The sequence below is a fragment of the Acinetobacter sp. Q186-3 genome (assembly GCF_013420655.1).
Classification (GTDB): domain Bacteria; phylum Pseudomonadota; class Gammaproteobacteria; order Pseudomonadales; family Moraxellaceae; genus Acinetobacter; species Acinetobacter indicus.
This window is the reverse complement of the sequence record NZ_VOXS01000002.1, coordinates 53,382-67,072: the sequence shown is the minus strand read 5'-3', so window position 1 is coordinate 67,072 and position 13,691 is coordinate 53,382. Positions and strand designations below refer to the sequence as shown.

General features: G+C 48.9%; 13 protein-coding genes and 1 riboswitch. Of the genes, 7 read left to right on the top strand and 6 right to left on the bottom strand.

Features of this window, described 5'->3' with window-relative positions:
• Positions 1-79: 79 nt before the first annotated feature.
• The gene (locus tag FTT64_RS02055) at positions 80-1,420 is read right to left on the bottom strand and encodes a TolC family outer membrane protein (RefSeq protein WP_168383639.1); all 1,341 of its coding nucleotides are present in this window, start codon (positions 1,418-1,420) and stop codon (positions 80-82) included.
• A gap of 348 nt (positions 1,421-1,768) precedes the next feature.
• Here FTT64_RS02055 and FTT64_RS02050 point away from each other — a divergent pair, with 348 nt between their 5' ends.
• The 7 genes from FTT64_RS02050 to FTT64_RS02020 all read left to right on the top strand — a co-directional run bounded on the left by FTT64_RS02050 (position 1,769) and on the right by FTT64_RS02020 (position 8,450).
• The gene (locus FTT64_RS02050; protein WP_042119428.1) at positions 1,769-2,791 is read left to right on the top strand and encodes a hypothetical protein; all 1,023 of its coding nucleotides are present in this window, start codon (positions 1,769-1,771) and stop codon (positions 2,789-2,791) included.
• A gap of 60 nt (positions 2,792-2,851) precedes the next feature.
• A riboswitch (TPP riboswitch) is annotated at positions 2,852-2,982 on the top strand.
• A gap of 84 nt (positions 2,983-3,066) precedes the next feature.
• The gene (thiC, locus tag FTT64_RS02045) at positions 3,067-4,962 is read left to right on the top strand and encodes a phosphomethylpyrimidine synthase ThiC (protein WP_180182004.1); all 1,896 of its coding nucleotides are present in this window, start codon (positions 3,067-3,069) and stop codon (positions 4,960-4,962) included.
• A 77-nt stretch (positions 4,963-5,039) separates the two neighbouring features.
• Complete coding sequence (locus tag FTT64_RS02040; RefSeq protein ID WP_005181612.1) at positions 5,040-5,648, top strand: NUDIX domain-containing protein; 609 nt, start codon at positions 5,040-5,042, stop codon at positions 5,646-5,648.
• Between the two features lie 21 nt (positions 5,649-5,669).
• Positions 5,670-6,473: a metallophosphoesterase gene (locus tag FTT64_RS02035; protein WP_180182005.1), complete on the top strand. Its 804-nt coding sequence runs from the start codon at positions 5,670-5,672 to the stop codon at positions 6,471-6,473.
• 214 nt (positions 6,474-6,687) lie between these two features.
• Positions 6,688-7,215, top strand: coding sequence for an RNA polymerase-binding protein DksA (dksA, locus tag FTT64_RS02030; RefSeq protein WP_016659695.1), 528 nt, complete (start codon positions 6,688-6,690; stop codon positions 7,213-7,215).
• A gap of 2 nt (positions 7,216-7,217) precedes the next feature.
• Positions 7,218-8,138: a tRNA glutamyl-Q(34) synthetase GluQRS gene (gluQRS, locus tag FTT64_RS02025; protein ID WP_180182006.1), complete on the top strand. Its 921-nt coding sequence runs from the start codon at positions 7,218-7,220 to the stop codon at positions 8,136-8,138.
• Between the two features lie 51 nt (positions 8,139-8,189).
• The gene (locus FTT64_RS02020; RefSeq protein WP_005181597.1) at positions 8,190-8,450 is read left to right on the top strand and encodes a zinc-ribbon domain-containing protein; all 261 of its coding nucleotides are present in this window, start codon (positions 8,190-8,192) and stop codon (positions 8,448-8,450) included.
• Here FTT64_RS02020 and ftsW read toward each other — a convergent pair.
• The 5 genes from ftsW to FTT64_RS01995 all read right to left on the bottom strand — a co-directional run bounded on the left by ftsW (position 8,439) and on the right by FTT64_RS01995 (position 13,541).
• Complete coding sequence (ftsW, locus tag FTT64_RS02015) at positions 8,439-9,635, bottom strand: putative lipid II flippase FtsW (protein ID WP_180088566.1); 1,197 nt, start codon at positions 9,633-9,635, stop codon at positions 8,439-8,441. The two genes, FTT64_RS02020 and ftsW, sit on opposite strands and share 12 nt — an antisense overlap.
• 14 nt (positions 9,636-9,649) lie before the next feature.
• Positions 9,650-11,002, bottom strand: coding sequence for a UDP-N-acetylmuramoyl-L-alanine--D-glutamate ligase (murD, locus tag FTT64_RS02010; RefSeq protein WP_180182007.1), 1,353 nt, complete (start codon positions 11,000-11,002; stop codon positions 9,650-9,652).
• A 154-nt stretch (positions 11,003-11,156) separates the two neighbouring features.
• Positions 11,157-11,405, bottom strand: coding sequence for a DUF6587 family protein (locus tag FTT64_RS02005; protein WP_016659699.1), 249 nt, complete (start codon positions 11,403-11,405; stop codon positions 11,157-11,159).
• A 25-nt stretch (positions 11,406-11,430) separates the two neighbouring features.
• Positions 11,431-13,284 carry a ferrous iron transporter B gene (locus FTT64_RS02000; RefSeq protein WP_168396708.1) on the bottom strand — a complete coding sequence of 618 codons (1,854 nt, stop codon included), beginning with the start codon at positions 13,282-13,284 and terminating at the stop codon, positions 11,431-11,433.
• The gene (locus tag FTT64_RS01995) at positions 13,281-13,541 is read right to left on the bottom strand and encodes a FeoA family protein (protein WP_005181588.1); all 261 of its coding nucleotides are present in this window, start codon (positions 13,539-13,541) and stop codon (positions 13,281-13,283) included. The genes FTT64_RS02000 and FTT64_RS01995 overlap by 4 nt, the downstream gene beginning before the upstream one ends.
• Between the last annotated feature and the right edge of the window lie 150 nt (positions 13,542-13,691).

Here is a 13,691-nt window from a genome sequence, read left to right as displayed (position 1 = left end):
TTATTAAATCACATTAAACATTAAGCTTTTATGACAATTTAAACAAGTGCCCGATTGCATCATTTTATTTTATTGAAATTTAAGGTTTTTCTATTAACCACAAGTTCATCTCGGCCAGATCTTTTTCACTGAGTTGCCCCACCGATGCCCGGAGGCGCAGCACATTAATCAGATAATCATATTTGGCATTCAAATAGTCCTGCTTGGCCGAAAAAGCATTACGCTGGGCCAGCAGGACATCGACCATGGTTTTTAGGCCTTCATGATATTGGGCACGGGAGGCGCGCGATACCAGTTCTGCCGATTGCATGGCCGCCTGTCGTGCCTGTAACTTGGATTGATCGGTTTCCACCTGCAAATAGGCACTTTTTACATCGGTATTGGCTTTACGGATGGCCGCATCCAGCTCGGCTTCGGCTTTATCGACATTCACTGCTGCTTTCTGGATATTGCGCTGGGTACGGCCGCCGGTAAACACATTCCAGTTCATTTCAATGCCGACCTGATCAAACTGACCATCCTGAGAAATCAGGCTTTGTGGCGTCTGCTTGTTATAGCCATAAGTACCGACCGCTTCAATTTGCGGATAACGCGCGGCCTGCTCCACCCGTTTCTGGTCTTCGGCATAACGCTGCTGCAAGCGGGCCTGTAAAATGGACAGGTTCTGACTTTGTGCCAGCTCGGTCCATGCCTCTAAACTGGCCGGATAAGGCTTTTGGAACTGAAAGTCATCTCGCAGTACCGCCAGATTTTCACGATATGGCCCGATCAGCTGCGCCAGTTGTTCCTGTGCCAGCACCAGCTGCACATGGGTAGCAATCCGGTTGGCCTTGGCATTTTGATATTGCGCCTCGGCTTCGCTGACATCACTGCGCGCGACCAGTCCCTCGCGCAGCTTGGCATTCATCATGTTCAGCTGTTCCAGCAGTGCCTGCTCTTCCTGCAAATAGGCCGTCGTTAAAGACTGCTGGCGCAGCACATTAAAATAGGCTTCGGCCACATTTAAAATATGCTCCTGCTTTTGCAGTCTTAAGGTGACTTCACTGAGACTGAGTGAGGTTTTGACCTGTTTTAGGCCTTCCCAGGCATCCCAGCGGAATAAAGGCTGGCGTGCAGTGACACTCACCTGACGGGTGGTGGTTGCTGAAGGTGACAGGCTTTCAGAGCTGACTGGAAAACCTGGAATTGTCGCAGCATTGGCGTCCTGACTGCGCCGGGTGATATTGCCAGACACAGTCACGGTCGGCAGCAAATTGCCTTTGGCAATGCCTAAATTCAGTTGATCGGCTTCATATTGCAGCAGATTGGCCTGCCAGTTCGGATCGGTGGCTTTGGCACGCTCATAGGCCTCGACCAGATCCAAGGCTTGCGTCCAAGGGCTAAACAACAGCAGGCCCAATATACATATTTTTTTCTTCATTTTATTCGTTTAACTCATCTCGCCAAAATGGCCATGTCTCAGTCAAGCATTGACTCAATTTGCTCCATAGTAGCGATTTATCGCATTTTTTTCGTATGTTTTTGATTATTTTTTTATATTTTACCGCTTTAACCCGAGCAGCAAGCTGTCCAGTTGAGTTGAGCCAGGAGCGCACTCACAGCCATGTAACCAAACTTCAGCACAACGCTACAATTCGCCGGCCCGAAGCTGGTTACAATAGCGCCATACATTCCGCACTTGTTGTTTTTTGCTGCTTTTTTTAATTGGGTTATCGTGAAGCTTATTTCTCCCCGCTGGCGTACTTTACTGCTCAGTTTATGTTCTGCAATGGTTTTGACCGCGTGTCAAAGGCCAGAACCTCCTGTGGTCATTGAACAGAAGCCGAAGCAGGCTGTGGCTGAACAGGCGGTCGATTTAAAGTCGATCTGCCGCGGTATTGAACAGGAAATGCGCGAGATTAACCAGCAGCGCACCACCTTTGCCCTGGAACAGATTAACCAGGATTTAAAAGTCTGTTTGCCACTAATGGATTTCCCCGACCAGCAGCATCTGCTGGAACTGTCTGCCCAGATGTACCAGAATTTTCTGAAAGTCGAACGTACCGCCCAGCAGCAGACCGCTTTTGATCAGTATGCCTTTGATCTGGCCCAGCATCCCACCATTCAGCAAAGCCATTTCGAACAGTTTGCCTTACGCGACCAGTATCTGCTGAAACACAAAGGTCAGGCCTATGTCGACCTGTATGATGCCGGTGAAGGGCAACTGGTCTATCGGCGTAATCCGCAGTACCTGGCTCGTATTTTTGCGCCTTATCTGCCCGATGCCGAACGGATTTTTATTGAAAATCTGGCCGAACAGAATATGCAGCGTCCGATTCGTGATGGCGGCCTGACCATTGATGCCCAGGAAGTGGTGCGTCGCGCCCTGTTCTGGGAAGATTATGTCAAAAACTATCCTGACAGCAGTTATATCCGCGATGCGCGTTATCTGGATCAGGTCTATCGTATGTTCCTGTTTAAAGGCACCTTAAATACCCCGGTTTCAGACAGCTATGAAGCAGAATATGCGATTCAGCCCAGTGTCTGGTATGAAATTGAAAAGCTGGCCAAGCTGGAGCAGTCACGACTGGCAGATCAGGCGCGTAAATTCCGCAGCTTTGTACAGATGTCGCCACAGGAACGGCGTAACCGTATTCCAGTCAGCCTGACCGCACAGGAACAAAACAATGAACGTGCCAACACCCTGGCGCTAAAGCAGCTGTCCCATTATCTGGATTTACCGCTAAACGGCTTAAGTCCGACCCGTGACTGTTTTAGCGATGCGGTCTGTATGCCTTATCAGAATAACTAAGCCACCCACCAATTTGGCAGTTTTATCACTGGCCTTTTTAAGCCAACCTGTTAAGATTTAAGCAGCTTGACGGAGCGCGAGTAAATCCTCGCTGAGATTGTGTAATTGTCTAACCGTATAGATGATTAAGCACAAGTACCGTTGAACCTGATCAGGTTAACACCTGCGTAGGAATCAAGCGCAACTAAACCTTAAGTTTCGATTTATTATTCAGGATAAATCCGTTTCGTTTTGGTCGTGCTTGATTCGTTGATGCTCTTCATAAGGATCATGGTATGAACCAATTAACGAATCTTTCTTCCGAGGCTATTTCTGCTCAACACGAGCAAGATGCCAAAGACCTCACCCGTATTTTACCCGCTTCGAGCAAAGTCTATATCCAGGGCTCACGTGAGGATATCCTTGTCCCGATGCGCCAGATTGAACTGACCGAGACCCCAACCAGTTTAGGCGGTGAACACAATCCGCCGGTAATGGTCTATGACACCTCTGGCGTTTACACCGACCCGGAAGTCAATATTGATCTGAACCAGGGTTTACCGAATGTGCGTGAACGCTGGATTGAAGAGCGTAACGATACTGAAATTCTGGATCAGCTCAGTTCTAAATTCGGTCAGGAACGCCTGCGCGATATCCGCACCGCCGACATCCGTTTTGCCCATATCCAGAAACCGCGTCGGGCCAAACGCGGGCATAACGTGACCCAAATGCATTATGCCAAACAGGGCATTATTACCCCGGAAATGGAGTACATCGCCATCCGTGAAAACCTGCGCCAACAGCAAGGCGTCGATATGCGCCAGCATCCGGGACAAAACTTTGGTGCACAAAACCTGCGTGAAATTACCCCGGAATTTGTACGTCAGGAAGTCGCTGCCGGCCGCGCCATTATTCCCGCCAACATTAACCACCCTGAAATTGAGCCGATGATTATTGGCCGTAATTTCCTGGTGAAAATTAATGCCAATATTGGTAACTCGGCACTGGGTTCCGACATTGCCGAAGAAGTGGCGAAAATGACCTGGGCCACCCGCTGGGGCGCCGATACCATCATGGACCTATCGACCGGGAAAAATATTCATGAAACCCGCGAATGGATTATCCGCAACTCGCCGGTGCCAATTGGTACCGTGCCAATTTATCAGGCGCTGGAAAAAGTTAACGGCGTAGCAGAAGACCTGACCTGGGAAATCTTTAAAGACACCCTGATTGAACAGGCCGAACAAGGTGTGGACTACTTCACCATTCATGCTGGGGTACTGCTGCGTTATGTACCGCTGACCGCCAACCGCCTCACCGGTATTGTGTCACGTGGTGGTTCAATCATGGCACAGTGGTGTCTGGCGCATCATGAAGAAAACTTCCTGTATACCCACTTCGATGAAATCTGCGAAATCATGAAAGCCTATGACGTGTCGTTCAGTCTGGGCGATGGTCTGCGTCCGGGCTGTATCCAGGATGCCAATGATGAAGCACAATTCAGCGAACTTCGCACCTTGGGCGAGTTAACGCATCGCGCCTGGGAACATGATGTGCAGGTGATGATTGAAGGCCCGGGCCATGTGCCAATGCATATGATCAAGGAAAATATGGATCTGCAACTGGAAGTCTGCAAAGAGGCGCCGTTCTATACCCTTGGTCCGCTAACCACCGATATTGCACCGGGCTATGACCATATTACCTCGGCCATTGGGGCCGCCATGATTGGCTGGTATGGCACGGCCATGCTGTGCTATGTGACGCCAAAAGAGCATTTAGGTCTGCCGAACAAGAAAGATGTTAAAGACGGTATTATCACCTACAAGATTGCTGCACATGCCGCCGATCTGGCCAAAGGCCATCCGGGTGCGCAGGCGCGTGACAATGCCCTGTCCAAAGCCCGCTTTGAATTCCGCTGGGAAGATCAGTTTAACCTGAGTCTGGACCCGGATACGGCGCGCAGTATGCATGATGAAACCTTGCCGAAAGAAGCACACAAATCGGCGCACTTCTGTTCGATGTGTGGACCGAAATTCTGCTCCATGAAAATCACCCAAAATGTGAGAGATTATGCGCAAAATCAGAATCTTGCTAAAGAAGCCATGCAAAGCGACACAGAGGTTGCGGAAGGTCTCAAAGCCATGAAGGAGACCTATCAGCAGACTGGTCAAAAATTGTACCACGACGTCTAAACTATCGAAAAAGAGTTTGTGTTCCATTTAATCTCAGTTAGGATGAAAACTGATGTTCTTCATCCGTATGATGTTTTATGGAAATACTTAAACAGGCGACCTATGGTCGAAATGAACTGCGCATTCAACAGCGTGAATTCTTGTTTCGTGGCTTTATTCAGGTTGAAAAAGTCAGTCTGAGCCATCGCCTGTTTAATCAAAACCACTATACACCGGTCATTCATCGGGAGTTGATTCAACGCCCGGAGGCGGCCGGTGTATTGTTATATGATGAAAAAAAACATAAATTTGCATTAATAGAACAATTTCGTATTGGGGCAATGGATGATCAGGATTCTCCCTGGCAACTCGAAGTCATTGCGGGCGTACTCGATGGTGATGAATCACCGGAAAGCTGCATTCGCCGTGAAACCCTAGAAGAATCAGGCTGCGAAGTTGAAGAACTGCAGCATCTGTTTACCTTCTATCCTTCTGCAGGGGCTTGTGCGGAAATCTTTCATTTATATAGTGCGAAAGTAAATTTGCCTGAACAAGGCGGTGTGTTTGGTCTTAGTGAGGAAGGCGAAAATATTCAATTGCATATTTTTGAGTATGAGCACTTACCGATCTTATTGGCCAATGGTCGGCTCAGGAATGCGCCGCTGATCATCGCCCTGCAATGGTTACAACAACAAATTAAACCATAAGGAATGTCTAAGGGGTCAGGCATGACTTTTATAAGCAAAAATACACAAAGCTGGACCATCGTCCAGATTTCAGACACACATTTAATGGATCAGGAAGACCTTAAATTTGTGCAGATGAATCCGGAACACAGCTTTCATGGCATCATGCGCGATATTCAGCAACGCTATCCTGAGCTGGATGCCATTGTTCATACCGGGGATCTGGCACAGGTGCCGGTGCCGGCGACCTATGCGCGCTATCTGGCATTTATGCACCGCCTAAATATTCCGTTTTATCAGATTCCGGGCAATCATGATGAAGTGGAGTATTTTCCGTTTCACCAGCAGCAAAACCGGGTACATGCCATTCATTTGGGTCGCTGGACCATCATGCTGCTGAACAGTGCGGTCAAGAATCAGATTGATGGCCGGATTGAACCCTCCCAGCTCGCGCAACTGGACCAGCTGTTAACCGAACATGCCGGCCAGCATGTGATTCTGGCCTGTCATCATCATCCTTTTGCCATGCAGTCGCATTGGGTCGATCAGCATAAACTGAAAAATACCGCCGATCTGACTGAAGTGATGGTCAAGCACCAGAATATTAAAGCGGTTTTATTTGGCCACGTGCATCAGGATTCACTGAACATCTGGAACAATATTCCTTTTTATTCAACGCCTTCGACTTCAGTGCAGTTTAAACCACACAGTGATGATTTTGCCCTGGGACAGGAAGCACCGGGCTATCGGGTCTTGCATTTAAAGGGCAATGGCGAGTTCGACACACAGGTGCATCGTGTTGAAAATTTGGTCGGTCAAATAAATAATGAAATTTCAGGTTATTAACTTTTCATTTTAATCTTTTTGCTTTAAGTTATGGCTGCGAAGGAAAACGTGATACGACGAAATCCAAACATCAAAGACTATCAATATACATAAAAAGTCTATATGATGACGACCCCCGAAGGGATAATCTTCTCCTTGGGAGTGGATAAAAACACTTGCATATCACCATATTTTTTGCGTATAGATAATACGTATATGATGAGGAATGCCCTACATGGCGAATGACAACCAAAATCAAGTCTTGGACGAACAAACAGATGTTGTAGAGGAAAAATCTACAAAGCGCGTGCGTAAGACAAAGCCAAAGGCGTCAGAAGGTGGTTCTACTGCTAGCTTATTTGGTATTGAGCCTTATCAGCCGAAAAAAAATGAAGAATATATGTCTGAGGGCCAGCTTGAGCACTTCCGTCAGATTCTCTTGGCCTGGAAAGCCGAGCTGATGTCTGAAGTTGATCGTACGCTAAACACAATGCAAGATGAAAATACTGCATTGCCTGACGTAAACGACCGCGCCACTCAGGAAGAAGAGTTTGCCATCGAGTTACGTACCCGTGACCGTGAACGCAAACTGATCCGTAAAATTGAACAATCCATTGAAGCCATTAAAAACGATGACTACGGTTTCTGTGAAACCTGCGGGATCGAAATTGGTTTACGCCGTTTAGAAGCGCGTCCAACTGCGACTTTGTGTATTGACTGCAAAACTTTGGCAGAAATCAAAGAGAAGCAAAATAACGGTTAAGCATGTCTATTCGTAATCCCTCCCTGCCCCTCCCTTTGATAAAGGGAGGGAAAGCTGAAGAGAATTACGTGGGCCGGTTTGCGCCATCGCCAACCGGCCCTTTGCATTTTGGTTCCCTCATTACCGCGGTGGCCAGTTATTGCGATGCCAAGGCCCAGCATGGGCGCTGGCTGGTCCGTATTGAAGACACTGACATTCCCCGTATTTATCCCGGCAGTGAAGCGCATATCCTGCGTTCTTTAGATGCCTTTCAGTTCGAGCCGGATGGCAAGATTCTGTTTCAAAAAGACCGTTTGGCCATTTACGAAGACGTTCTTGAGCAACTCGCCGAGCAAGGCTGGGTCTATGCCTGTCAGTGCACGCGTAAAATGCTCGGTTCCAATCATATTTATGCTGGCACCTGTCGCAATCTGCAACTCCCCTTTGCACAGCAGGCCATCCGCCTGAAAGTGACCGATACAGACATCTGCTTTGAAGACCGCTTGCAGGGCCGGCATTGCTCCAACCTGCAACAAGATCTGGGGGATTTTGTCTTAAAACGCCGTGACGGGATTATTAACTATCAGCTGGCCGTGGTGGTCGATGACTATCTGCAAGGCATTACCGATGTCGTCCGCGGCGCAGACCTCTTGGACAATACCGAACGACAGATCTGGCTTGGGCGGGTGCTGGGCTATCCGGAACTGCACTATCTGCATTTGCCGCTGGCCATGAATGATCAGGGGCAAAAACTCTCCAAGCAGAACCTGGCTCAGCCGCTGGATTTAAATCAGGCTCCTCTGCTATTACAACAGGCGCTCATGGCCTTGCATCAACCTCCGGTAGTTTTAGACACCCCGGCACGTATGCTGCAGCAGGCCATTGCCCAGTGGTCAATTGAGGCCATTCCACATACAACTCAGCTACAGGGCAGCTACGCATAACTACACAATTTGCGCTAATCTAGAAAAAAATAACTGCAAGATGGGATTACTATGTTTTTTATTTTCGGGATTGGTCCAAAAACCAAAGTGCTGGAGAAAAACCAGTTTGTCTGTCCGGTCTGTCGCACCCGCACCAGCTATGAACTGAAGCAGCAGCGCAATTATTTTTCCTTATTTTTTATTCCTTTAATTCCGCTATCCAAAGCCAAAGGCAGCTTTGTCAAATGTCTGAACTGTAAAACAGAAATGCCAAGCACAGTGTTGCACCATGCTCAGCCAGATCCATTTCAGCAGAGCAATCTAGAAGCTTGATTCCTCACGGCTTGGATTGGTTTGCTGGGTAGTACTTTCAATCTTTAAAATCAGACTGACCATCACCGCACACATAATTAGCGATGAACCCCCATAACTGATAAATGGCAGGGTCAATCCTTTGGTCGGCAACATGCCCATATTCATGCCGGCATTCACCAGAATCTGTAACAGGAAGATGATGCTGATGCCATAGGCCAGATAACCGGCACGCAAGTACTGATGACGCAAGGCACGATGACCAATGCGAATACAGCAGACCAGCATGGTGAAAGACAGGCTCAGCACCACCAGAATGCCAAAAAAGCCAAATTCTTCGCCTAAAACGGCCAGCATAAAGTCGGTATGCGCTTCCGGCAGATAGGACATTTTCTGGATACTATGCCCCAAACCCACCCCGGCCCATTCACCACGGCCAAAAGCCATTAAGGCATTTGACAGCTGATAACCGGCCCCGAGCGGATCATTCCACGGGTTAGAGAAAGACATTAAACGTTCAAAACGATAGGGTTCAAACACCACCAAGAAGGTAAACGCACCCAGCATCGCACCCAAGGCAATCCCGAACTGAATCAGCGGTGCACCGGCCAGGAAGAACACGCCAAGCATGGTCAGCGCAATCACCACGGTCGCACCCAAATCCGGTTCTGCCATAATCAGACCCACAGTCGCTGCCATAATTACCGCCAGCCGCACCAGACCTTTAATATTATTACGCACTTCTTCGGCGCGACGTACCACGTAGTCGGCGGTAAAAATGGCCATCATCACCTTGGCCACTTCCGAAGCCTGCAAGGTAAACCCGGCCACCCGAATCCAGCGTTTGGAACCATTGACTTCGGTGCCAACCACCAGTACTGCAATCAGCAAGGCAATGGTAATAATCCATAAAAAGAAGGTGTTATTGAACCAGAGGTTTAAGGGAACTTTATACACGGTATAGGCGGCAGCTAGCGCCACCGCAATTGAAATACCATGCCGCAGTACATAATGGAAGGCATTTTCATGCATACGCTCGGCATAGGGCATTGAGGCAGATGCCACCATAATCGAGCCGATACAGAGCAAGGCCAATACGCTAAAAATGAGCACATTGCGCACATTTACTTCGGCCGGTAACCGCGGTAACCAGCGCTCATAGACCTGAGTGATTTTATTGATCGTTGTCTGAGCAAAGCCAGCCATATCCCAAATCCTTATTATTCTTGACCAAGTTCGTTGACATAAGTCACGAACTGACGACCACGTTCCGGATAGCCCGAGAACATATCAAAACTTGCACATGCAGGTGACAATAACACGACATCCTGTGGCTGGGTATGCTGCTGGCACAGCTGTACCGCCTGTTGCAGACTGTCGGCATGGAGCAGCGTAGTGGTGCCCTGTACTGCCGCTTCAATGAGTGCGGCATCTTCACCAATCAACACTGCCAGTTTGGCATATTGACTGAGCGCCTGACGCAGTGCCTTAAAGTCCTGGCCTTTGCCCTGCCCACCTAAAATAATGGCCACCTGACCGCCATGCGGCTGAATTGCTGCACCCAAACCTTCTAGTGCCGCGAGGGTAGCGCCAATATTGGTGCCTTTGGAGTCATTATAATAACGCACGCCTGCGACCTCTTTGACGAATTCACAGCGATGCTCCAGACCTTTAAAGCTTTTTAAGGTGTTCAGCATACTGTCCATCGGCAGGCCAATCGCTTCACCCAGCGCCAGACAGGCCAAGGCATTGGCAATATTATGCGTACCCTGAATATACATGTCGCTGCTTTTCAGCAGACGTTCACGGCCACGCACCAGCCAAATGGTGCCATCTGTTTCTTTTAAAATACCGAACTGGTTGATATCTGGTGCGTTCAGGCCAAAGCTCTGCATAGGGGTGGTATCTGGCACCAGCGGACGGGTCAGTGCATCATCACGGTTATACACCACCTGTTTCACGCCCTGGAAAATACGGTGTTTGGCGGTGTGATAACCGAGCATGTCACCATGACGGTCCAGATGGTCTTCACTCATGTTCAGCACCACCGCCACTTCAGCATTCAGGTTTGACGTGGTTTCTAACTGAAAGCTGGAAAGTTCCAGAATATACAGCTCCGGATCATCTTTGGTTAAATCCAGCGCCGGACGGCCCAGATTGCCTCCAACCGCGACCTTCTTGCCAGCATCGGCAGCCATCAGGCCAATTAGCGTGGTTACAGTACTTTTGGCATTGGAGCCGGTAATGGCCACAATTGGCTTATCGGTAGCACGGCGCAAAATCTGGATTTCACTGACCACCGGAATGCCCTGCGCTATTGCCGTCTGAATTTCTGGCAGTTTTGGATCAAGCCCCGGACTGATGATAATTTCTTCAGCAGACAACAGCAGTTCCTGGTCAAACTGGCCAAAACTGGTCTGAACCTCGGCCGGAATCTGGTCATAACCGGGGGGTGTCGCTCGAGAGTCTGTTACGGCAACGCGGTAGCCCTGATCATGCAAGAAGTTGACTGCTGCAACACCTGAAATGCCAAGACCTGCCACAACTTTTAATCCACCGCGTTGTATTAACATTTGAGCTCCATCAATGATTTGGATTTTAAACTGCGGAAATGTTAGCACTTTGGGGTTTTGAATGCTTTTTCTGTTTGCAGTTTCTGGAAAAAATTTTGTGTCAGTGCGTAAAAAAGCCGTCATAGAGATGACGGCTTTTTTGATGCTCAAGGGCTTACTTCCACTTGACCCCTTGTACTTCAGTTTTCTTGCTGGCCTGCTCCGATACCGGACAATCACAGCCACCACCACAACCGGCAGCCATTTTCGGTCTGAACCATTTGCCCAGCGTGTGCCAGCCTTTTGCCGTACAGGCATCCGACAACTTCAGAAAGACTGAATTTGAAGTCTTCGGGAATACCTTTTTGAAGACCACCAGCGTGCTCCACATCACCAATACCGCCACAATCAATACTTCAATCATTTCAGTCTCCTTTTTTTGTTTCGGCTTAAGCCAACAGGTTGGATGCAATCTGATAGGTCAGGAATGACATCAAATAGGCCAGACCAAACAGATACACGGTCATAAAGCCCACTGTTTTCCACGATGCCGTTTCACGGCGTACCGTGGCCAGCGTCGCCAGACAGTGCGGCGCATAAATAAACCAGACCAGTAGCGATAAACCGGTCGCCAATGACCAGCCCAAGTCACCACCGCTGCTGATGATGCTGGCCAGACCATCGGCCATGGCATCTTCATCCCCTGACAGGGCGTAAATGGTACCCAGTGCTGCCACCACCACTTCACGGGCTGCCATTGCTGGAATCAAGGCAATACAGATCTGCCAGTTAAAGCCCAGTGGGGCAAAAATTGGCTGCATGATATGGCCCAGCATCCCGGCAAAGGTATAATCAATCGCCGGCATGGTCGCGCCTTCTGGCGGCTGCGGGAAGGTACACAGGAACCAGAGCAGAATCGACAGGGCAAAGATGATGCCACCGACCCGTTTCAGGAAGATTCGGGCGCGATCCAGCAAACCAATCCAGACGTTTTTGATGTCCGGGAAACGGTAACTTGGCAGTTCCATCAACAGCATGTGATCGGACTTGTCTTTCTGGAAAAACTTCAGCACAAAAGACACGCCTAGCGCACTTAAAATACCAGCCATATACAGCGCAAACAGCACCAGACCCTGCAGGTTAAACAGGCCCCATACCGTTTGTTCCGGAATAAAGGCGGCAATTAACAGCGCATACACCGGTAAACGCGCGGAACAGGTCATCAGCGGTGCCACAAAAATAGTGGTTAAACGGTCACGCGGGTCGCTGATACTGCGCGTTGCCATAATCCCCGGAATCGCACAGGCAAAGCTGGACAGTAACGGAATAAAGGCACGGCCACTTAAACCGGCTTTAAACATCAGTTTATCCAGCAGGAATGCAGCACGCGGTAAATAACCAGATTCTTCCAGCACCAGAATAAAGAAGAACAGAATCAGAATTTGCGGCAGGAACACCACCACACCACCGGCACCGGCAATAATCCCGTCCACCACCAGACTGTTCAGTAAAGGATGAGCAATACTGCCACCAATCACTTCACCCAGCCAGCCAAAGAAGGTTTCAATCCCGTCCATAAACGGGGCTGCCCAGGCAAAGACCGCCTGGAAAATGATAAACATCATGACTGCCAGACTGACCAGACCCAGCACCGGATGCAGGAACACCTTATCCAGGAAATCGGAACGTTTATCTTCCTGATCGACGTATTGCACCACATCATTCAGCAGGGTTTCGACCTTCTGATGGGCATCGCCTTTCAGACCGGTCAATTCGGTATGTGGCAGCGCATATTTACCCTGATCCAGCGCATTCATCAGGTTTTCAATCCCGGAACGGCGCACGGCCACGGTTTCTACCACCGGCACACCGAGGCGCTCAGACAGTTTCTGGGTGTTGATCTGCATGCCACGACGACGCGCTTCGTCCATCATGTTCAGCACCAGCAACATTGGACGACCCAGTTCAATCATTTCCAGTACCAGACCCAGATGCAGCTTCAGATTGGTGGCATCAACCACACACAGGAAAGCATCCTGCTGGCCTTCTTCTGCCAGTTTGCCCTGTACCACATCACGGGTAATGGCTTCGTCCGGGCTGGCAGCATTCAAGCTATAAGTGCCAGGTAAATCCAGCACCCGTACCGGCTTGCCTGAAGGTAAATTAAAATGACCGACTTTACGTTCGACCGTTACGCCGGCATAGTTGGCAACTTTCTGGTGTGTACCAGTTAAATGGTTGAATAATGAGGTTTTACCGCAGTTAGGATTCCCTACAAGGGCAATACGTAAGGCATCACTCATGTAGTGACTCCATCTTCAATTTCAATTTTCTCTGCTTCATTTTTGCGTAAGGCAAAACGGGTAAAACCGACCTGAATCAGAATCGGGTCCCCGCCAAAAACACCTTTGGTAATGACCTGAACGCGCGTGCCCGGCACAAACCCCAATGTTTCCAGACGGCTGGCCACCAAGTCATTGTGTGACTCGCCTCCCTCATCCTGCCGGATAATCTGGCGGATAATGGCCGTCTGCTTTACCTTTAACTCTGATAAACGCACTGTGAAATTCCTAAGCTCTTTTAAATAGTATACAAACAAATGAGAATAATTAACAAATAAGGATTGATTACGTTTCCGTTCTTATATCACATCGACAGCCCGGAAAAATTACTCTACATTGGAGAATTCCAATGATCTTGATCGAATTCT